The sequence below is a fragment of the Clostridioides sp. ES-S-0010-02 genome (assembly GCA_020641055.1).
In the GTDB taxonomy this organism is placed as follows: Bacteria; Bacillota; Clostridia; order Peptostreptococcales; family Peptostreptococcaceae; genus Clostridioides.
Genome location: CP067345.1, coordinates 3301139 through 3325179 on the forward strand (window position 1 = coordinate 3301139; position 24041 = coordinate 3325179).

At 30.8% G+C, this 24041-nt stretch carries 11 protein-coding genes, 1 tRNA gene and 3 rRNA genes; all 15 read right to left on the reverse strand.

What is annotated here, in order from left to right; all coding sequences use genetic code 11:
- Positions 1 to 85: 85 nt before the first annotated feature.
- Positions 86 to 2305 (reverse strand): ATP-dependent helicase, encoded by a 2220-nt coding sequence (locus JJC01_15425; protein ID UDN57553.1) that lies wholly within the window; start codon positions 2303 to 2305, stop codon positions 86 to 88.
- On the reverse strand, positions 2298 to 4214 hold the full coding sequence (locus JJC01_15430) for a hypothetical protein (protein ID UDN57554.1): 1917 nt from the start codon (positions 4212 to 4214) through the stop codon (positions 2298 to 2300). The genes JJC01_15425 and JJC01_15430 overlap by 8 nt, the downstream gene beginning before the upstream one ends.
- A 246-nt stretch (positions 4215 to 4460) precedes the next feature.
- Complete coding sequence (locus JJC01_15435) at positions 4461 to 6476, reverse strand: N-acetylmuramoyl-L-alanine amidase (protein UDN57555.1); 2016 nt, start codon at positions 6474 to 6476, stop codon at positions 4461 to 4463.
- 581 nt (positions 6477 to 7057) lie between these two features.
- Positions 7058 to 9079: an N-acetylmuramoyl-L-alanine amidase gene (locus JJC01_15440; GenBank protein UDN57556.1), complete on the reverse strand. Its 2022-nt coding sequence runs from the start codon at positions 9077 to 9079 to the stop codon at positions 7058 to 7060.
- Positions 9080 to 9346: 267 nt separating this feature from the next.
- Positions 9347 to 9463 (reverse strand): 5S ribosomal RNA (gene rrf / locus JJC01_15445).
- A gap of 8 nt (positions 9464 to 9471) precedes the next feature.
- Positions 9472 to 9545, reverse strand: a tRNA-Gly gene (locus JJC01_15450).
- Positions 9546 to 9636: 91 nt separating this feature from the next.
- Positions 9637 to 12533 (reverse strand): 23S ribosomal RNA (locus JJC01_15455).
- A 283-nt stretch (positions 12534 to 12816) separates the two neighbouring features.
- Positions 12817 to 14317, reverse strand: a 16S ribosomal RNA gene (locus JJC01_15460).
- Together the 16S, 23S and 5S rRNA genes with 1 tRNA gene alongside form the textbook arrangement of a ribosomal RNA operon.
- A gap of 242 nt (positions 14318 to 14559) precedes the next feature.
- Positions 14560 to 15534, reverse strand: coding sequence for a glucosaminidase domain-containing protein (locus JJC01_15465; GenBank protein ID UDN57557.1), 975 nt, complete (start codon positions 15532 to 15534; stop codon positions 14560 to 14562).
- 121 nt (positions 15535 to 15655) lie between these two features.
- Positions 15656 to 16765 (reverse strand): UDP-N-acetylglucosamine 2-epimerase (non-hydrolyzing), encoded by a 1110-nt coding sequence (gene wecB / locus JJC01_15470; GenBank protein ID UDN57558.1) that lies wholly within the window; start codon positions 16763 to 16765, stop codon positions 15656 to 15658.
- A gap of 57 nt (positions 16766 to 16822) precedes the next feature.
- Positions 16823 to 17908, reverse strand: coding sequence for a hydrolase (locus JJC01_15475; GenBank protein ID UDN57559.1), 1086 nt, complete (start codon positions 17906 to 17908; stop codon positions 16823 to 16825).
- A gap of 37 nt (positions 17909 to 17945) precedes the next feature.
- Entirely contained in the window at positions 17946 to 20027 is a 2082-nt protein-coding gene (locus JJC01_15480) for a cellulose biosynthesis cyclic di-GMP-binding regulatory protein BcsB (protein UDN57560.1), read from the reverse strand.
- A gap of 22 nt (positions 20028 to 20049) precedes the next feature.
- Positions 20050 to 21306 carry a glycosyltransferase family 2 protein gene (locus JJC01_15485; protein UDN57561.1) on the reverse strand — a complete coding sequence of 419 codons (1257 nt, stop codon included), beginning with the start codon at positions 21304 to 21306 and terminating at the stop codon, positions 20050 to 20052.
- A 49-nt stretch (positions 21307 to 21355) separates the two neighbouring features.
- Entirely contained in the window at positions 21356 to 23020 is a 1665-nt protein-coding gene (locus JJC01_15490) for a polysaccharide deacetylase family protein (protein ID UDN57562.1), read from the reverse strand.
- Positions 23010 to 23858, reverse strand: coding sequence for a GGDEF domain-containing protein (locus tag JJC01_15495; GenBank protein UDN57563.1), 849 nt, complete (start codon positions 23856 to 23858; stop codon positions 23010 to 23012). The genes JJC01_15490 and JJC01_15495 overlap by 11 nt, the downstream gene beginning before the upstream one ends.
- Between the last annotated feature and the right edge of the window lie 183 nt (positions 23859 to 24041).

Here is a 24041-nt window from a genome sequence, read left to right on the forward strand (position 1 = left end):
ATTCTTTCAACAGTATATAAGCTAAACTCATCATATATTAACTGATATTTCTTTCAATAATATATCAACTTAACTCATCTATATGTTAATTTGACCTTTTCTCAATAATATATTGATTCAACCTTCTTAAATAAACACAAGGATTCTGTTCTTTTCTTTTATTACCTATATCATTTTCATCTCTATAAGCACTCCCTGAAAGTACTAACATCTCCTTTGCCCTAGTGATTCCTACATATAAAAGTCTAATCTTCTCATTTATAGAATCAATTTTAGTTTGATAAGCGTAATCAGTTGAAATACTACCTTTTAATATAGCTTCAATTTCTGACTTAATAATAGCCATTGGATTTTTGTATTTTTCTTTTAAGTACCATTTATCACTCTGAAATTTCTGAGTAATATTGTCAGGGAAATTATATTCAACAAGACCTAATAAAAACACACAATCCCATTCCATCCCCTTTGATTTATGATAATTACATAGTGTTATGCTACCAGGTTCTGGCTCATATCCATTTATCTCATAAACTACATCTATTATGTGATTAAACACCTTATTTTTAACATCAAATAGAACATTGTAAACATCTTCTAAGTCCATATATATATTTTCCGAAACTAAATACTTTATATAAAAAGATATATAATCTAATACTGCTTTATCCTCTTTTTCTAAGTTGAGTTTTTTACCAATGAACAGTATCAGCAGGTCTAACCTTATTATTGGGTATTCTAATATCTGTTTTATAATATCTATACCATATTTAAAACTTGTATATATATCGCTTTCTTCATTAATTTCTAGTGATTCAAATTTATCTTTATTAAATTTCAAATCATATATAATTTCTTCTGTTGTATATTTTTTTAATCTGTCTAAAAAATTCTTTTCTTCTATCTCATTGTCTGTATTTATAAAAACTTTATCAAGTACGATTATTAACTTTTCTATATCATCGCAGTTTAGCATAAAATCTATAATAGAAGCTATGCTATTTATAACCTTTCTTTTACTTAAAGAATTTGGACCCAATTCTTCAAAGGTTAGACTATACTCTCTAAGTTCCTTAGCAACTTGTGTAACTTGTTCATTAAATGGAACTAGTATTCCTATACTCTTATCTGGATATTTCTTTTTTATACCTTTAACATATTTAGCAGTTTGTTCTATTTCATTTTTCCAACTATTATACCATTTTACATTTATATTATAATGCTCTGGCTTAGGGTTTTCTTTATATCCAACTCCAGTTGGAACAGTTTTTATTTGCATATCCTCAAGAGCATATCTGCATTCCTCTTGTTTAAATTCTTTTGTGACATATTCTACAAGTGAATTTGCTAAATCTAGTATATCTTTTGAACTTCTATTTGACATATCCATCCTATAACAACACTTTGCATTTTTTATAAATTCTTTAAAAAACCTGGGGTCTGATGATGAAAATGTACCTGTTATACTCTGATTTATATCTCCCACTCTAACTAAATTATTATTTTCACTTGATATAATTTTTATTATATTCCCTTGTATTTCATTTGAATCTTGACATTCATCTTCAAAAATATATTTATATCTAGTTTGGAATTTTTTTCTAAGTCCTTCATCTAAGCATAAGGTTTTTTCTGCTAGAATTAATATATCATCATAATCTAGTAAGCCATTTTGCTTTAATTTTCTATCATACAATTTGTATATTGGCAAAATCACTTTAAACATGCCTTTGTGTCCTCTTGATAGTATCTCTTCAAGCTTATCTGGAGAAATTCCCTTGTATTTAAGTTCACTTATAGCATTTCCTACAAATTCAAAAAAACCTCTCTCCCAAGCTTCAAGAGTTATCTCTTTCCATCTCTCATCTTTTTGCTCCTTTAGAAACCACCTAAATGCTCTTTCTCCTCCATCAAATCTAAATTTATTTATACATTCATTTAATATAATACTTTTTTGTAAATCATCAGCTATATTAAAATCTTCACTCAACATTACTATTTCAGGTTTTTCCTTTATTATTTTTACAGCTAGACTATGTATAGTCATTACTTCATATGAGTTAATATCGTCTATTTTGTTTTCTTCAAGTATTTTTTTTATTCTACCTTTAAAATTATTTACAGCACTATTCATATATGTAAGAACTAATATTTTACCACCTTTATGTTTCTGTTCAAGGAGTAGTTTAGCTACTAAATTGGTTATTATAAATGTCTTGCCAGCCCCAGGAACTGCTGGAACTGCCATAGTTCCATCCTCATAATTTATTATTGGTATTTGGTCTTCTCTATAGTTTATATTAATCATAAATTTTATCTCCTTTATGTGAGAGTTTCAAAAGTATACTATATAGCATACTTTCTTGAATATAACCATTAATTGTGTATTCACTCTTATATGCATAAACTTTCTTTGCACTTAACAATAAATTATATATTGTATTATATAGATAATATTTCTTGTAGTACTCTTCCATTTCATTTGTATAAATTTTTTTCTCTTCAAAAGATTTTCTAAGTACAATTAAATTACTTATATCTTTTTCTATTTTCATATTCCAAGAATTACTTCCTATATCTACCAATATCTGGACACTTCTATCTATATTTGATGATATATATGAATAAGGAGTTGTTATTACTATTTTATCTTTGCTTTTTAACTCTTCTATATCAATAACAGAATAATAATCATTTATTGTCGTCTTTAAAGCTTCTATAAAAATCTTTTCTTCTTTCAATCCAAGTAGGTTTGCACTTTCACTAAATGATTCACTTTCAGTTATTATCTGTTTACATAGACCAACATTCTTTTTACCATCTTTTAAATTTAACATTTTATCTATATAAAATTGAATTAAAAATTCATGTATTTTTATATCACTTTTCTTTTTTTCTTCAATATACTGTAAAATATCACGATATTGATTATATCCTCCTATTTTATCAACTTCTAAATACCTTGTTTCTTTAAAAATCTTAAATGCTTTTATTCTGTTTATGTCTAAAAGAGTCTCTAAAAAACTTATATATTCTTCATCTTTTATAAAGTCTAAATATCCATAAAATATGCAAGTTGCAACCACTAAAGCATTTCCATATGGGTAATCTATAGCTTTTTTATCTTTTTTAGTGTTAAAAACATCTATATTTTTTTCTTTCAAAGAATCTCTAATTTGATACTCCAATATTGTATTGTTTATAGGTGATATAATTGCTATATCTTTTGGAGATACTCCACTTTCTATAAGTGTTACAACCTTTTCGCTCACTAAATCTAACATTTCATTATATAGTTGACTTGATTGATTTAATTCTATACTTGAGGGTAATAAATATAAATCTTCTATTTTTATATTACTTTTTTCAAAGTTAATTTCTTCTTTAAATTTAATTTTAGATATTATCTTTTCATTTATATAACCCATGTCAATATTATTAAATACAGAATAATCTTTACTAAAATCAAAGAATATATAGCTTTCTAATGCATTGCTTGACACCTTTTCAATAAAATCTACTTCTGCATTACTTGAATTTTCAAGACTATCAACTACTATATATCTCAATTCTTTAAGTAAATTTTTTAAATAAAACTCATCATTAAGAAGGTAATTATTATATAGATATACACTCAGTGCATTATCTAACATTGAATTTGAAAGCAGTGTATTTATATAATATGATATAATTTCATCCATCTGAGTATATGAAAATCTATATATACTATTTCTATTTTTCTTTGATGAATATATTTTTTCTCCAATAAAATCAAAGTCAATTAAATTAAATGCGGACTTACTTATATTTGTAATTATACTTTTTGCGATTGATTTATTCGTTCCTGTGATATCTTCGAAATATCCTTCTTTCACTCTTTTTTCCTTAACTTTTTTAATTATTAAATATTCACTTAAACTATTTGATATAAATGTTGGAGATATAGATTTTTTATTTATTCCTTCACATTTCTCTATTATAAGTGCCCAATATTTTAATAATTCTTTTTTTACAAATCCTATATATGTTGTTATTTTTAATTCTTCACTATAATCTAATTCTAATGACCTCTCATATCTTATTCTAGTATTGTTATTTGGTACTAATAAAATAATACTTCTTGAGTTATTTTCAGTTCTATTCAATAATTCCTTATATTTGCCTAAGGATTCATTTTCATCTTTTTTTAGACTGCTTTTTTTTAATAAATATTCCACATAATCACCTTCCTTAATTAAATTAAGTGTATATTATCTAATTATATCATATTGTGCATTTTTCAAAATACAATCAAATTATTGCATTTAACTACAAAAAAGACCATATATACACTGTTATGCATTTGTATATGCAACAATGTATATATAGTCTTTATATATTTACACACCCATACTTCAAATTATAGCTTTAATATAAACTCACAATCATAAATTTATATTAAACTTTAATTACTCTATTTTTAATTACTTTAATGATTCTTCTATTCCTTTAGCTATTTGTGTGCCCATTTCTTTTACTTTTGCAGGTGAATTTATTAACTTCATATCACTCTCATTATCCAAAAATGCACATTCTACAAGTACAGCTGGCATGTCATTGGTTCTTAAAACGTATAAATAATCTTTTGTAGGGTCACTAGTAAGTACTCTTGTTTTTATACCTCTATTTGTAAGTTTAAATTTCTCTAAAATTCGATTTAATATGTTTGTAGCCACAGTCTTAGAAGTTCCTCCATTTTTATCTTTAAGCTTGTAAAACACTTCTACCCCATGACCTTTTCTATTATTATCACCATTGTAATGTATACTTGTAAATAAGTCTGGTTTAAGTGAGTTAGATAAAGCAGTTCTACTTCCAAGTGATAAAGTCTTATCTGTATCTCTAGTCATAATTACATTTATTCCTTTTGAACGTAAATATTCAGTAGTTGCAAGTGAAGTATTTAAATTGTAATCTTTTTCAATCATTCCTCCAAATGAATTTCCAGGTGCTGAACCACCATGTCCTGGGTCAATCATAACTGTCTTTGCTCCATTACTAGTTCCTGGGTCTGTCGGTGTTGTATTATGCTTAGATAATGATGATGCTATAGAATTCATTACCTTAGAAGTTAATCCGCCTCCTATCTTATACACTTTATTAGCAGATTTAGCTTCTAAATTATCCTTATGATATGCAGATACATATGTTTTTGGTGTTATAAGTATTGGAGATTTTAAACTAGCAGCCAATGGTCCTGCTGCTAAAGCATCAACAAGTACATCTGACTTAGCAACTAGAACAGCTTCTAATTCATCCTCTGTATAGAATGTTTTTATTACATTTGCATTTGTTTCATGTCTATCTGCTCCATATACTCTATTTTTAGTAACACTATCTTTAGTTATATCATTTATTTTATTGATAACATTTGTTGATAACATTTGAGGACCACCTATAAAGTAAGCATTTTGTAAATCCTCACTTTGTAACCACTTATACGTATCGTTTGTAAGACTGTCTTTATCACTTAATATAATTGGTTGCTTATCTTGACCTGCTTTTGCTGCAATAGTAAGTGCATCTACTTCTCCACCATTTGCATTTGTTATATATACTTTATCTACATCATGATTTTTATCTATTTCTTTTGCTATCAATAAAGATGTCTCATATCTATTAGAACCATTCAAACGTGTTTGACTAGCACTTACAGTTGATTTTATTTGATTAGCAGTAGTTTTAGAAATAGAATTCTCATCTCCAATTATAATTATATCTTTAGGATTTAGACGCTTTAATTCTGCTTTTACACTATCAGACACATTATTTTTTTCAACCAAAAGTATTGGTGCATTATATGTAGTTGCTAGTGGAGTTGATATAATACCATCTATGCTTACATCTCCATTTATTATAACTACTTTATCTGAACCATTTTTCCATCCCTCTTTACTTATTTTAACAGCTGTTTCATATCTATCACTTCCTGTAAGTTCTGTGATAGGTGCAGAAGTCTTTCTCAAATATTTATTTACATCTTTTCTTGAAGTTATATCTTCAATTATACATTCCTGTGTTACATTGTAGTCTTTTAGATTTAATCCCATAGCTTCTAATTCTTGTCTGTCTAAAGTCTTAGGATTAGTTGCGCTATTTATTGTTATCCCTTGTAACTCCCAAACATTTAGATACTCTGGGTCTTTATTATAATTTATAGTTCCTTCATATACCCCAGTTGATTGATTGTAGTTCAGAGTTGTATCTAGTGGCATATCATAACATTTATATTTTAATGTAATGCTATCAGCATCTGGTTTTTCTTTAAATTTTATACTTACTTTTGATGTACTTCCTAAAACTATACTTTTTTTCTCCAAATTTATGTTTAAGTTAGCATTATTTTCCATAGCATTAGACTCAGTAGCAAATGCCATTGTAGGTGCAACAATTGCCATTGAAAGAACTCCTGTTGTTATTAATCTCGTATTTTTTTTCATATTAATCTCCTTACTTAACATAGATTTTCACCTTGCTTTTTTTATCTTTTAATTTTTTAAAACACAGCAAAGTGTGCTTATCTAAATTTGCAAAAATTTATTAAAAATTAAATTACAAAAAATAAACAATTACAAAAAATAAACATAATTAAATATATTTGCTCATTTCCACTATATCATTTATTACTAAAAAAATCTATAAATGACAAATAAAAACATATAATGATTATATTTTGTAGAGTTTTATATCAAATTTTTATAAGTCAATAAAATTAATTTTTCAAAGTTGCATTCTAAATGTTACATATATATTTTAATAAATAAACATCATATAAATATTATTCAAGTCCTCGACCTATTAATACCTAGAAGTTAAATACATCTCTATAATTACACCTGAGACTTAGCAACCAAAACTTCAACACAAAAAGACTATGTATACACTATTTGCACTTATATCTGCAACAACTTATACATAGTCTTTATTACTAACAGAATTATATTTTTATTTTATGGATTTAAACTAAATCTAAAGTCATAAATTAATTTATGCTGAGTTTTTTAAGTATTTTCATTATGTACTATTTTAATGACTCTTCTATACCTTTACCTATTTGTGTACCCATGTCCTTTACTTTTGATGATGAATTCAATAAACTCATATCCTTCTCATTATCTAAAAATGCACATTCTACAAGTACAGCTGGCATATCATTAGTTCTTAAAACATACAAGTAATCCTTTGTAGGGTCAGTTGATAGTGTTCTTGTTTTTATACCTCTATTTTTAAGATTAAACTTCTCTAAAATTCTATTTAATATGTTTGTAGCTACAGTTTTAGTAGTTCCACCATTTTTGTCTGCAAGTTTATAAAATACTTCTACTCCATTTCCAGTTGTATCAGATGCATTATAGTGTATACTTGTAAATAAATCTGGTCTTAAAGAGTTAGATAGGGCAGTTCTATTTCCAAGTGATAAAGTCTTATCTGTATCTCTTGTCATAATTACATTTATTCCTTTTGAACGTAAATACTCAGTTGTTGCAAGTGAAGTATTTAAAGTATAATCTTTTTCTCTAATTCCACCTAATGGTTTACCTGTTGTTCCAGTATCCGAGCCACCATGACCTGGGTCAATCATAACTGTCTTTGCTCCATTACTAGTTCCTGGGTCTGTTGGTGTTGTATTATGCTTAGATAATGATGATGCTATAGAATTCATTACCTTAGAAGTTAATCCGCCTCCTATCTTATACACTTTATTAGCAGATTTAGCTTCTAAATTATCCTTATGATATGCAGATACATATGTTTTTGGTGTTATAAGTATTGGAGATTTTAAACTAGCAGCCAATGGCCCTGCTGCTAAAGCATCAACAAGTACATCTGACTTAGCAACTAGAACAGCTTCTAATTCATCCTCTGTATAGAATGTTTTTATTACATTTGCATTTGTTTCATGTCTATCTGCTCCATATACTCTATTTTTAGTAACACTATCTTTAGTTATATCATTTATTTTATTGATAACATTTGTTGATAACATTTGAGGACCACCTATAAAGTAAGCACTTTGTAAATCCTCACTTTGTAGCCACTTATATGTATCATTTGTAAGACTGTCTTTATCACTTAATATAATTGGTTGCTTATCTTGACCTGCTTTTGCTGCAATAGTAAGTGCATCTACTTCTCCACCATTTGCATTTGTTATATATACTTTATCTACATCATGATTTTTATCTATTTCTTTTGCTATCAATAAAGATGTCTCATATCTATTAGAACCATTCAAACGTGTTTGACTAGCACTTACAGTTGATTTTATTTGATTAGCAGTAGTTTTAGAAATAGAATTATCATCTCCAATTATAATTATATCTTTAGGATTTAGACGCTTTAATTCTGCTTTTACACTGGCTGGTACACTGTTTTTTTCAACTAAAAGTATTGGTGCATTATATGTAGTAGCTAATGGAGTTGATATAATACCGTCGATGCTTACATCTCCACTTATTATAATTACTTTATCTGAACCATTTTTCCAGCCTTCTTTACTTATCTTAACTGCTGTTTCATACCTATCACTTCCTGTAAGTTCTGTTATAGGAGCAGAAGTTTTTCTCATATATTTACTTACATCTTTTCTTGAAGTTATGTCTTCAATTATACATTCCTGTGTTACATCATAATCTTTTAAATTTAATCCCATAGCTTCTAATTCTTGTTTATCTAAAGTCTTAGGATTAGTTGTGCTATTTATTGTTATACCCTGTAATTCCCATACATTTAAATATTCTGGGTCTTTATTGTAGTTGATTGTTCCTTCATATAATCCAGTTGATTGATTGTAGTTCAGAGTTGTATCTAGTGGCATGTCATAACATTTATATTTTAAAGTAATGCTATCAGCATCTGGCTTTTCTTTAAACTTCACACTTACTTTTGATGTACTTCCTAAAACTATACTTTTTTTCTCCAAATTTATATTTAAGTTAGCATTATTTTCCATAGCATTAGACTCAGTAGCAAATGCCATTGTAGGTGCAACAATTGCCATTGAAAGAATTCCTGTTGTTATCAATCTTGCATTTTTTTTCATATTAATCTCCTTATTTAACACAAATTTCTATTTTATTTATTTTTTATCCTACTTACTGTTAAAATTACTTTTAAAACATATGTCAAAGTGTATCTCCCAAAAATTTTAAAGAAAGTTATAAAAATAAACTTACAAAAAAACAAAAAAAATTAAATATTTAAATATTTAATTATATTCACTATATCATTTATTGCCAAAAAAATCTATAAAAGACAAATAAAAACATATAATAATTAGATTTTTATAAAATTTTATGCAAAAAAAATTACGTGGCTACGTCCTACTCTCCCAGGCAGTTTCCCACCAAGTACCATCAGCGCTAGAGAGCTTAACTTCTGTGTTCGGAATGGGAACAGGTGTATCCTCTCTGCTATTGTAACCACATAATCTTTTGGAGCGGGTGAAGGGGATCGAACCCTCACAGCTGGCTTGGAAGGCCAGAACTCTACCATTGAGCTACACCCGCATTAAATTTTTATAGCTAGTAAAACTAGTTTTTTAAAGTTAACACTCTAAAAACTACATATATATTTTAATTAATGAACATCAAATAAATATTGGTCAAGTCCTCGACCTATTAGTATCGATAAGCTAAATACATTGCTGCACTTACACCTTCGACCTATCAACCAGATAGTCTTTCTGGGGTCTTACCCTTGCGGTGGGAAATCTTATCTTGAAGTTGGCTTCGCGCTTAGATGCTTTCAGCGCTTATCCATTCCGTACATAGCTACCCAGCCATGCCCTTGGCAGAACAACTGGTACACCAGAGGTACGTCCATCCCGGTCCTCTCGTACTAAGGACAGGTCTCCTCAAATTTCCTACGCCTGCGACGGATAGGGACCGAACTGTCTCACGACGTTCTGAACCCAGCTCGCGTACCACTTTAATGGGCGAACAGCCCAACCCTTGGGACCTACTACAGCCCCAGGATGTGATGAGCCGACATCGAGGTGCCAAACCTCCCCGTCGATGTGGACTCTTGGGGGAGATAAGCCTGTTATCCCCAGGGTAGCTTTTATCCGTTGAGCGATGGCCCTTCCACGCAGAACCACCGGATCACTAAGTCCGATTTTCATCCTTGCTCGACCTGTATGTCTTGCAATCAAGCTCTCTTTTGCCTTTACACTCTACGTACGATTTCCGACCGTACTGAGAGAACCTTTGAGCGCCTCCGTTACCTTTTGGGAGGCGACCGCCCCAGTCAAACTGCCCACCTGACAGTGTCCCAAGACCAGATTCATGGCCTATGGTTAGAGTCCCAGTACTACAAGGGTGGTATCCCAAGGATGGCTCCGCCAAAACTGGCGTCCTGGTTTCAAAGCCTCCCACCTATCCTGTACATGTAGTACCAAGACCCAATGTCAAGCTACAGTAAAGCTCCATGGGGTCTTTCCGTCCTGTCGCAGGTATCCGGCATCTTCACCGGAATTACAATTTCACCGAGTCTGTTGTTGAGACAGTGCCCAAATCGTTACGCCTTTCGTGCGGGTCGGAACTTACCCGACAAGGAATTTCGCTACCTTAGGACCGTTATAGTTACGGCCGCCGTTTACTGGGGCTTAAGTTCACTGCTTCGATTGCTCTAACAGATCCCCTTAACCTTCCAGCACCGGGCAGGCGTCAGCTCCTATACATCGTCTTGCGACTTAGCAGAAACCTATGTTTTTGGTAAACAGTCGCTTGGGCCTATTCTCTGCGGCCACCGTATGGTGGCACCCCTTATCCCTAAGTTACGGGGTCATTTTGCCGAGTTCCTTAACAACAGTTCTCTCGCGGGCCTTAGGATACTCTCCTCACCCACCTGTGTCGGTTTGCGGTACGGGTACCTTTAACCTCGATAGAGACTTTTCTTGACAGTGTGAAATCAGCTACTTCGCTACTAAATTTCGCTCCCCATCACATCCCAGCATTATCAAAGCGGATTTACCTACTCTGACTGCCTCAATGCTTGGGCACACATAACCAACAGTGTGCTTAGCTTATCCTACTGTGTCATCCCATCTCTCAAACGGTTATCGGTAGTACAGGAATATCAACCTGTTGTCCATCACCTACGCCTTTCGGCCTCAGCTTAGGTCCCGACTAACCCAGGGCGGACGAACCTTCCCCTGGAAACCTTGGGTTTACGGCCTGTGGGATTCTCACCCACATCTCGCTACTCATGCCAACATTCTCACTCCCATACTGTCCACATGTCCTTACGGTCATGCTTCAACCCGTATGGGAAGCTCCCTACCCATCATTACTGATGCCGTAGCTTCGGTAGTAAGTTTTAGCCCCGGAAATCTTCGGCGCAGGATCACTCGACCAGTGAGCTATTACGCACTCTTTGAATGAGTGGCTGCTTCTAAGCCAACATCCTGGTTGTCTGTGCAATCCCACATCCTTTACCACTTAACTTACATTTAGGGACCTTAGCTGACGATCTGGGCTGTTGCCCTTTCGACTATGAATCTTATCACCCACAGTCTGACTCCCAAGTATAAGATGACGGCATTCGGAGTTTGATAGTCTTCGGTAGGTGCAATACCCCTAGGACATTCAGTGCTCTACCTCCGTATCTCTCACCTTGAGGCTAGCCCTAAAGCTATTTCGGGGAGAACCAGCTATCTCCGGGCTCGATTGGAATTTCACCGCTACCCACAAGTCATCCCCGAGCTTTTCAACGCTCGTGGGTTCGGACCTCCACGAAATTTTACTTTCGCTTCATCCTGCTCATGGGTAGGTCGCCCGGTTTCGGGTCTACGTCAAGTAACTGAACGCTCAGTTAAAACTCGCTTTCGCTACGGCTCCACACCTTAAGTGCTTAACCTTGCTACTTAACGTAACTCGTTGGCCCGTTCTACAAAAAGTACGCGGTCACACAAGAAATGTGCTTCCACAGCTTGTAAGTGCAGGGTTTCAGGTTCTATTTCACTCCCCTCCCGGGGTTCTTTTCACCTTTCCCTCACGGTACTATACGCTATCGGTCACTAGGTAGTATTTAGCCTTGGAGGGTGGTCCCTCCTGCTTCCCACAGGGTTTCACGTGTCCCGTGGTACTCTGGATCATATCTGAAGTTTTCTCGTTTGACATACAGGACTATTACCTTCTGTGGTGGGTCTTTCCAAACCTCTTCAATTACGATACCTCTTCGTTTAAGATATGTCCACAACCCCAATAAAGAAAACTTTATTGGTTTGGGCTATTCCGCGTTCGCTCGCCGCTACTTACGGAATCGAATTTCTTTCTCTTCCTTCAGGTACTTAGATGTTTCAGTTCCCTGAGTTCCCCTCATTAAGCTATGTATTCACTTAATGATACTTAGACATTACTCTAAGTGAGTTTCCTCATTCGGAAATCTTCGGATCAAAGTTTACGTGCAACTCCCCGAAGCTTATCGCAGCTTATCGCGTCCTTCATCGGCTCCTAGTGCCAAGGCATCCGCCCTGCACCCTTAATAACTTGACCAGTTAAAAAGGTTTGATAGATTAGAAGCTATCAACTTCGATAATTTTTAAAAGTTATCAGCTTTATATATTACAAATTAGATGTCATATCACTAAATATATATATGCAGTTTTCAAAGTGCTAAAGCACGTCGCCAACGAATAAATTCCGTTGCTTAAAGTGCTAACACACAAGGCCAACAAACAAACTTCACATGCGTTCAGTTTATTCTGTTGCTCAAAGTGCTAATTGAGTATTCGTAAAAACGAACCCTCAAAATTAAACAGTAGGCAATTCTCCTTAGAAAGGAGGTGATCCAGCCGCACCTTCCGATACGGCTACCTTGTTACGACTTCACCCCAGTTATTGATTCCACCTTCGACGACTTCTTCCAAAAGGTTAGATAATCGGCTTCGGGCGTCTCCAACTCCCGTGGTGTGACGGGCGGTGTGTACAAGACCCGGGAACGCATTCACCGCAGCATTCTGATCTGCGATTACTAGTAACTCCAGCTTCATGTAGGCGAGTTTCAGCCTACAATCCGAACTGAGAGTAGCTTTAAGGGATTAGCTCCACCTTACGGCTTGGCAACCCTCTGTACTACCCATTGTAGCACGTGTGTAGCCCTAAGCATAAGGGGCATGATGATTTGACGTCATCCCCACCTTCCTCCAGGTTATCCCTGGCAGTCTCTCTAGAGTGCCCAACTTAATGATGGCAACTAAAGACAAGGGTTGCGCTCGTTGCGGGACTTAACCCAACATCTCACGACACGAGCTGACGACAACCATGCACCACCTGTCACCAATGTCCCCGAAGGGAACTCTCCGATTAAGGAGATATCATTGGGATGTCAAGCTTAGGTAAGGTTCTTCGCGTTGCTTCGAATTAAACCACATGCTCCGCTACTTGTGCGGGTCCCCGTCAATTCCTTTGAGTTTCACTCTTGCGAGCGTACTTCCCAGGCGGAGTACTTAATGCGTTAGCTGCGGCACCGAGGGGGTAACCCCGACACCTAGTACTCATCGTTTACAGCGTGGACTACCAGGGTATCTAATCCTGTTTGCTCCCCACGCTTTCGTGCCTCAGCGTCAGTTACAGTCCAGAGAGCCGCCTTCGCAACTGGTGTTCCTCCTAATATCTACGCATTTCACCGCTACACTAGGAATTCCACTCTCCTCTCCTGCACTCAAGTCTCCCAGTTTCAAGAGCTTACTACGGTTGAGCCGTAGCCTTTCACTCCTGACTTGAAAGACCGCCTACGCACCCTTTACGCCCAGTAAATCCGGATAACGCTAGCCCCCTACGTATTACCGCGGCTGCTGGCACGTAGTTAGCCGGGGCTTCCTCCTCAAGTACCGTCATTATCTTCCTTGAGGACAGAGTTTTACGACCCGAAGGCCTTCATCACTCACGCGGCGTTGCTGCATCAGGCTTTCGCCCATTGTGCAATATTCCCCACTGCTGCCTCCCGTAGGAGTTTGGACCGTGTCTCAGTTCCAATGTGGCCGATCACCCTCTCAGGTCGGCTACTGATCGTCGCCTTGGTAAGCCGTTACCTTACCAACTAGCTAATCAGACGCGGGTCCATCCTGTACTGGCTCACCTTTGATATTCAAGAGATGCCTCTCAAATATGTTATCCCGTATTAGCATACCTTTCGGTATGTTATCCGTGTGTACAGGGTAGGTTACCCACGCGTTACTCACCCGTCCGCCGCTCTTTACCGAAGTAAATCGCTCAACTTGCATGTGTTAGGCACGCCGCCAGCGTTCATCCTGAGCCAGGATCAAACTCTCAAATAAAAGTTTATCAGGCTCAGATACTATTGTTATCTAAATATCTGGCTTTATGGTTTGTTTCTTGTTTTTATAAATTAACCTACTGTTTAATTTTCAAAGTTCATTTTGTTCTCTTTCGAGTACAGTAATAATAATATCACCTTTCAAATAACAAGTCAATACATTTTTTTATGTTTTTTTACATTTTTTCTATTCTTTTGTATAAAACAAATTTATCTTGTTACACTTTCATGTAGAATTAATCCTTATTTTGTTTCCACTTTATTATCTATTAATTGTAAGTTATAGCTTCTAATAACCTCTATTAGTAGTTCTGCATATATACGATTCCCACTTTTATCTTCAGCTGTACTATATCCAGCATCTTCTAATGCTTGTGCCTGACTAATATAGTCTTTTGCTTCAAATAATCCATTTTTTCTATACCTTTTATTATTTACTAAAAATAAACCATGGTCTTTTACAGAGTCCTCTAATGAGCCATATGACCTAAAACTTGCTACAATTTTTTCATTATAATGTTCAGAAGTTGAAATTGCTACACTTTTTCCCTTCCACGCTTTATCTGCCTTTATACCAAATAAATTATTACTTTGCTTTGTAAGTTTAGAATTGCCCCACCCAGATTCTAATATTGCTTGTCCAATTGTTATAGATGGTAATATACCATAATCGATATACTCTCTTATAGCTGAGTCTTCTAATTTCTTTATAAACTTAATTTTTTCATCACTATCTTTTAGTTCCTTATTTCCAAGATATGTGTATTCTAAATCCTTCATGTATTTTTTTGCTCTACTTTTTTGAGAAGCGTCAAATTTCAATTCATTCAATACTTTCTTAAACTTTTTTACCTTGTATACTTTTTCTCCTTTATCATTTTTGTCTTCTACTATAAATTTTTCACCAACATTTAATGTATCTTTCTTTTTTATATTACTTAAATCTTCATCATAAATTACCATATCTATAGCAAGTAACTCCTTCCAGCTTAATTGAACTTTTCCGCCCCCTGCTTCATCAGCTACATCCATATAGTATTCAATTTTAGTAGTTTTTATATCTCTTACCTTATATAAGTCTTCAAAATATTTTGTTATATTAAAAACAGCTATTATACTTGCTATTATAAACACAGTAATAAATATCTTCTTAAATACAAGCTTTAACCTTCTTACAGCTTTATTTTTGCCTAAATTTTTTATACATTTTCTAGCCATATTATTCCCCCTTGCTAATTGTATTCCTTATCTTATCATAATTTTTATATTAAGTCGTTATATTTTAATTCTGTCTTATATAAAATTTAAATTAAGCTAACAAAAGCTAATTTAAGTATCTTCAATTAAATTTTTTTACTATTATATCCACTATATACTTGCTTGCATTTCCATCCCCATATGGATTTGAAGCTTTACTCATTTGAATATAATTATTTCTATTTGTTAATAATTGTTTTACAGAATTATATATATTTTCTTCATTTGTACCTATTAATTTAAGTGTTTTTGCTTCAATACCTTCTATTCTTTCTGTCTTTTTTCTTAACACAAGTACTGGTTTCCCTAGCGATGGAGCCTCTTCTTGTATTCCACCACTATCAGTCATTATCATATATGATTTGTTTAAAAAATTGTGAAAATCAACTACCTCCAAAGGCTCTATAATGTGAATTTTTTTAGTGTTTTTCCCAAATACTTCACTGGCTATACTACGTATTTCAGGATTTAAATGTATAGGATATACTACCTGTACATCTTCAAATTCATCTACTATTCGCTTTACAGCTCTAAATATATTTCTCATAGGTTCTCCTAAGTTTTCCCTCCTATGAGAAGTCAATAAAATCATTCTGTCATCACCAAGCTTATCCATTATAGGGTGAGTATAATTTTCTCTTATTGTCATCTTTAATGCATCAATTGCAGTATTGCCTGTTACAAATATATTGTCTTCAGACTTTCCTTCTGAAATTAGGTTTTGTTTTGCCAAATTAGTAGGAGCAAAGTGTATATCAGCAATAATTCCTGTAAGTTGTCTATTTAGTTCTTCTGGAAATGGAGAATATTTATCATAAGTTCTAAGTCCTGCTTCTATATGACCTACTAGAACTTTACTATAAAATGCAGTTAAACTAGTAGCTAGAGTTGTCGTTGTATCTCCATGTACTAAGATTACGTCTGGCTTTTCTTTATCTATAATCATGGGAAGTTCATTTAAAACTTTACATGTTATATCATTTAAACTTTGCCCTTTTTTCATTATGTCTAAATCATAGTCTACATTTACATTGAAAGTTTCTATAACCTGGTCAAGCATTTCTCTATGTTGTGCTGTCACACACACAATACTTTTTATATGCTCTCTTTTTTCAAGTTCCTTAATTAAAGGAGCTACTTTGATAGCTTCAGGTCTAGTTCCAAATACAGTCATAACCTTGATGTCATCCATTTATATCTCTCCTAATCAACTATTTATATACTATAATTGTCTATTTATATAACAAATTTATTTATACCAAGATTTAATAATCTTTATACTCTCTTTTGATGGATAAAAGTTTTTTTCTTCATCAATTTTACCTACACAAAACACAGAAAAACCATTTATCCAATCCTCTTTTTCAAAAACTCTCCTATATGCTTCAAAGCATCTCGCTTGTTCTTCATCATTTATAATTTCTGAAGGAACATGATTCCATGGTTGAGAACTTGCATTTTCTCTATTTGAAAAGCCTAATTCTCCAAAAAATATCGGTTTACGATGAACCTTATAAAGATTATATAGTTCTTCTTTTATATTTTGTCCTCTATTATTCACAGTAGATGAATGTAAAGCAGAAACCAATTCATCAACTGTATTGACAGATTTATCACTTAACTCAAAATACGCTGCTATGGATATAAAGTCTAACTTATCAAAAAAATTATTATTTAGTTTTTGTTCATAAGATAATTTACTATTTAAATCACCTTTTCTTGTATACCACCAATTAGTTCTATATGTTACAAGACCATCAAATTTTGATTGTACAAAATCTATTATTTCACCCCAATTTTGTTGATATTCTTCTAGGTATACAAAATTAGAGCCTACATTTAAAACCTTTACATCCAATGGATTTGCTACATCTTCTATAAGTTCATTTAATACAGTATTTTGCCAGTTATAAAAAAATCTTTTTTTATTCATAGGATTCCAATCTGTCTCATACAACTCTCCATTTTTTATCCATGGATATGCTTCCAATATTGTGGAAATACCCTGCTTGTTTAATTTTTTTATTAGTTTGATTGCCTTTTTTTTGCTATTAGTATCTATTGACATGATATCAGAATTAATATCATCTACAGTTATAACTATAGGTACATTTATTGTATTCAATCCTAGCTTATCTATATCCTTCATAACTTGATTTATTTCATAATCTATAGATAAATTGGCTGATTTAATCTTGCCCTCATACTGGCTATCTACTAAACTTCTATTTTTTAATTCAATATTTACAAAATAAATTATAAATACAAAAGTTAAAATAATTCCTAAGATTAAAATATTTTTCTTAAATTTAAATTTGTTTATATTTTTATTCAAATCATATACCTCATTTTAAAATAATAAGTTTACTGTATTATCTTCTTTTATATTTCTTGATAAATAATATTGATAGAATTATAGCTACAGTTATAACAATAAAAGAAACAACAAAAAAAACTTTAGCTGTTTTACTTATATTCAATTCTCTACTTGAATCTTTTATTTCTTTATTTATTTTTGTATTGTAATTTAAATCTTTTACTTCTCCATATTCATCAATTGTTAGTGTATCTCCTTTTAAATCATTGCCTTGACTTTTATTTAATAAATAATCCATTCCTAAATATAAATTTTTTTCATCTATTGAGCTGATTACCATAATATTTCTTTGATTATTGTAAGATGATTTTATCAATTGTATTGATGAAATGTTTTTACCATAATCGTCAATAAAGCTTATCTTATCATTTGATAAAAAGTTAGAATAGTTTTTATTGAACTTTACATTTAAGTTGCTATTTATCATCTTTATAACAGAGTTGTTAAGTGGTACTCCAAAAACTATAATATTCGTATCTTTATATTTATTGATAAACTCTTTTCCTCTAATTACATTTATATTTCCTTCATGCGAACTAATATTTGCACCTAAATTAACACCTAGTCTGGACATCCATGTCATTGCTTGAGACCCAGAATAATCTGGCATTATTACAGTTAAATCATTAAACTTATCATTCTTAACAAATGGATATGGATAACTTTCAAAATTCAGTGACTGATTTTCTTTTGTCGATAATTCCAAGTAAGAACTATTTGACACGTATGCCCAAGGATTATTACTTTCTCTTGTAACACAATTTAAATTTTTTATATTTAAATTAAACACCAACTTAACTTGATAGTAGTTTTTATTATCTATATCTTTAGGTATTTTTAATTCTAGCTTGTCATTGTCTGAATATGCTCTATCTAATTTTTTACTTCCTACAACAACATCATTTATATATACTGTAACTAATGACTTGTCAAAATCCAAATTATCAGAATATCTTAAATTTAAAACAATCTTTGAACCATTATTTAACTTTCTACCTTTTGGTATTCTAACATCAAATAAAGCTTGTTGACTAAATGCACCTTCCAATAAAATATCTGCATATCCTAATTCTTCTAAAGTCATATGTCCTAAATTTAATTCTTGTTCACCATCAATCTTTATATTAGTATCTTTATTTACAAGTATTGATGATGATAGAATTTGATTAGAAAGTCTATTGTCTATCAATACTTTAGATGCTTTTATTAAATCTTCTTCATTACTACCTATTACCACCAGCATCTTCTTATTATTGTTATACGGAGAATTTATCTGCTTAATTATACAATTTGAAGATAATAAAGTTTGTTCCTTTGCACTTAGAATATTCAAAATTTCTTCTGCTGTATTTTCAGGTTTACCAATGTATATAATGTTATCATCTGACCAGTTCTTCATTTCTGAATATAATTTAACGTCAAACTGTAACTTATCGTTCTGTGTTATTTTTCCAAATTCTGATGCTAAATTAAACACAGCTGTAGATTCACCTCTACTCATATTATCTGGAACTACTAAAGTTGTATCTAATTTAAAATTTTCTTCAATTTCTATATATGGATATGGATACTCATTTATTGAATTGCCCAATTTTTTCTGCTTATATCTAATTGATGTATAAGATTCCTTATGAATAACCATCCAGTTCCCAGTGTTAGAATCATCCTGACATATTTTGTCAGATATTGTTTTATATGCTTTTACTTTTATTTCATTATATCCTTGTATTATATAATCTTTAGGTATTGATACTTTTAATGTATCTTTATAATCTTTTTTGGCATTTAGTTTAATCGATTTTATTGGTACATTATTTATTAAGATAGTTAAACTTGAAACATCTCCATTTAATATTTGACTCTTACTAAAATTAAGATTAAATAATACTTCCTCAACATCCCAATTTTTGTTTACTTCAAAAAAAGTACTATTGCTACCTATAACTCCATCAATAGTTACATCTCTTTCAAACTTATAATTTTTGACTTTGGTTTCATCAGCTTTTACTTCATCTACAAATGCGATATTTGAAAAAAACAATACTAAAGATACAATTAATACAACAAATTTTTTCATGTTAATACCTCCTGTACATGAATTAAAATCTTTCCGTTTTATACCATTTAACTTCTCTTTTGAAAATTATATCTTTTAAATACTCTACCATTCCTTTTATAGCAACAAATAGCCATAGTTGAGAATATGTAAAATACATAAGTGCTACTATAAATATATTCTCAATTGTAGCCTCACCTTTTTCTATAGTTAAGCTTATACTCACTTCTATGATAAATAAAATGTATGATAGTATCCATATTATAATAAAGTTGATTGGAATAGAAATCTCTATTAATTTAAATACACTTAAAACAAATAAAATATCTGAGATAATAACAGATGTTAAAAATAGAAAATATACAGAAAAAAAGTAGGCTATATCAAATACAATTTTATTTTTACCTTGTTTAAATATATTTTTTATATATTTCATTAAAACGTATATATTCCCTTTTGCCCATCTGGTCCTTTGCTTTATCCAAACTTTAATAGTTTCTGGTTCTTGTTCCCATGTTATCGACTGTGGCACAAGCTTTATTTTATATCCTAACTTATATATTCTAAAGCTAATTTCTGTATCTTCTGCAATTGCTTTGCTATCCCATCCCCCAATTTCTTCTATAATACTTTTTCTCAATATAAAGTTAGTTCCTGGTATTGTACATAAATTAAATAATTGCCATCTACCAGCTTGAGACATCCATTGAAAGCTTAAGGTTTCAATATTTATAAATTTCGTCAATAGATTTTTACTTTTATTTCTAGTTCTAAACTTTCCAATAACAGCACCTAATTCATCATCTAGAACTATTGTTTGTATTAAATACCTAAGTGCATCTCTATCTGGGGTATTATCTGCATCATATACTGCTATAAACTCTCCTTTTGAAATTTTATATCCAATATTTAATGCATTTGATTTTCCCTTACCTCCAGTCATGCTATCTGTATTTATAATAGTAAAATTATAGTTTTTGTATTTACTCTTTATGCTTTCTAAAATTTCTCTACTATTATCAGAAGAGTTGTCATTTATCACAATAAGTTCCATTTTATCTTTAGGATAATTAAGTAGTAATAAAGATTCCACAGTCCTACCTATCACCTTTGCTTCATTATGAGCAGGAACAAGTATTGATACCACTGGATATCTATCAATTTTTTTTATTTTTTTATCAAAGTTCTTAAAATAAAATAGATATCCCCCCATAGCTAAAACTATATTTATAAGTAGTAAAGACCATATACTAAATAAACTAAATATAAATAGATACTCTGATACATTTAATCCTCTCATAAAATTCACCTAAAATCTTTTTAAATATTAGCACTTCATCTAAACTTTTTTATTTTAAAAATTTCTTTTTATCTATTTTTTTAAAATATATAAATATAATTACAAAAACTAAAACACTTATAGATACTATTGATATTAAAATTTTGCTGATTTTAGATATAGATTTAAACCTAGTTTCATCTTCTTTATTTTTTTCTAAATTTCTATCATAGTTGACTTTAATTTCATTACCATTATTTCTTATTTGTATCTCATCAACCTTTACCCAATTATCAAAATCTCTTAAATCCAAAAACTCTATATTTTGTTTTTCTAGGTATTCTATTGTATCTTTCAAATATTTTATATCTAAATACGAATGAAAGAAAAAACCACCACTAAAACCTCTGACAATAGATAGTGTATCTAAATTTTCTTTTATGTTTTGAAAAGTAAGTTTATCTTCTGGGTCTATATATCCCAAATTTTCAGGAATGAATATGTTAAATTCTTCTGTATCCCTAATTACATATGGATACGTATTTGTGCTAAATTTTTTATCATTATTTTGATGTTGCCCTACATAAGTAGAAAAATATTTTTTTAATTCTTTATATCCTTCAGATTCTATTGCATAATGAGGAGCTTCAAATGCAAGAGGATAAATTCCATTTTCTATACATATTCTAAGCCCTTTTAAAACCCTATCTTTCACAAAAATTGTCATATTTTCTTTTAATGGCTCATCTTTTTCCCCATCCCAAAATTCATATCCTTCTCCAGAAACTTCTTCATTTTTATATTTATGTGTGTATCCATGTAATATCACTGTACCACCCTTATCTTGCATATATTTTACTGCTTTAACAATCTCAGGGCTTTCTGATAAAGTCGTTATCTTATGATTTTTAGGATTTACATAAGCTGGTATCAAAGCAATTGTAAATGGTATATTCTTATTGCTTAAATAATCAGCTATTTTTATTAATTCTTTTGGTTCTCTAAATGCATGTACATCTTCTATTCTTACGAATATACGACCTTTATTGAAAGTTTTAACATTAAACACATCATTTAGTGAATCACAAAATATATAAAATAAAACACCATCTAAATCCAACTTTGACACATAGAAAAGATTTTTATCATTTACAATATACGGATATTCATTTACTGTATCACTAATAGTTCCTATAATTTTATTGTTTTTATCTGTTGATTTTACAATATTAAATAAATAGTGTTCCTCCAAGTTATACTCTTTACCTTTATAGGTTACACTGTTTATATTATTTGTTTTTTTTACATATTCTAAGTTATATTTCTTATATTCCAACAGATTTTCTATACCATGCCCTAACCAGCAGATGACTCCTTTATAGGAATCTAATGAATTAATTAAGGTGTTAGTTTTTTCATCATTACTATATGAATTTTCATTTATTCCTATAATAAATATATGACTATAATAAGTTTCATTTATCTCATTATCATAGTTGCTTAATTTTAATAACTCTATATTTGAGCTAAATCTACCTAATAGAGTCCTCACAATTTTCAAGATATCTCGATTGTAAGATGTTTCTTTCTTAGAATCATAAATAACCAATACCTTATTTGTATTAGAATAAGTCTCTACCGCATATGAGCATATATTAAAATTTGACATTATCAATACTATTAAAAGCACAATTAACACTTTAGATAAATTTTTATTGTAAGTTTTAAACATCATACTGCAATTCCTCTTCAACCATATTCTTAAAATTTATACTGTCTCCAAAAGTATCTTTATACTCTAAAATTGCAATTTTCACATCTATATTTACATATCTTCCTTTATTATTTAAATCTAAGTTTAACTCTTTTATCCTCTTCTTTATTCTATCTCTAACAACTTTTGAGCCTTCTAATGCTGTGTTTGGCATCAGTATTCCTATCATATCTTTTTGTAAACTGTATATTATATCTTCATTTCTTGTACATTCCACAATATTTGAACTAATATATTTTACTATTTTGTTAGTTTTACTTTCACCAAATATAGTCTGTAGGTTTTCATAATATGGTAATTTTACTATCATAAGAGAAAAAGTAGTAGTATATCTGACTGACTTACTTATTTCCATATTTACATCATTATAAAAAATTTTTAAGTTTCTAAGCCCAGTTTCATTATCTATAGTTACTAGTTCCTTATATTGTTCAGTTAATTTTATATTTGTAAGTTGTAATTCATTTATGTTTTTATTTATGTTCCCCATTATAATTGAAGATATTGGTATTGCTATTATCCATATATATGATATAAACTCAACATCTATATTGTGAGTAATATTGTTATATAAAATATAGGATGTATATATAAATATAGTTATTGAACTTGTTATTAAACCAACTACTGAGTTTGATAAATAAGTTAACATTATTATAAAAAAAATAACTGATAACATTATAAATACATTCAGTTTATTTTCTGTTCTGATAGATAGTATTACTATCCCAACAATTAAAAATATAAAAACAAACAAACTTAACATTAATAAATCTATCTTTTTATTTGTCCCATTCATTTTTTATAAATTTACACCTCCAATTATTTTATTAAGTTGCCCATTTTTTCTAATTATTATTAAAATCAATATGTAAATAATTTTTTAACTTAATAAAAATAAATTAAATTATATATATATAAATAATAAAAAAACAAGCAAATATTTAAGATTAATGCTATCTATTTGCTTATCTTTAAAATA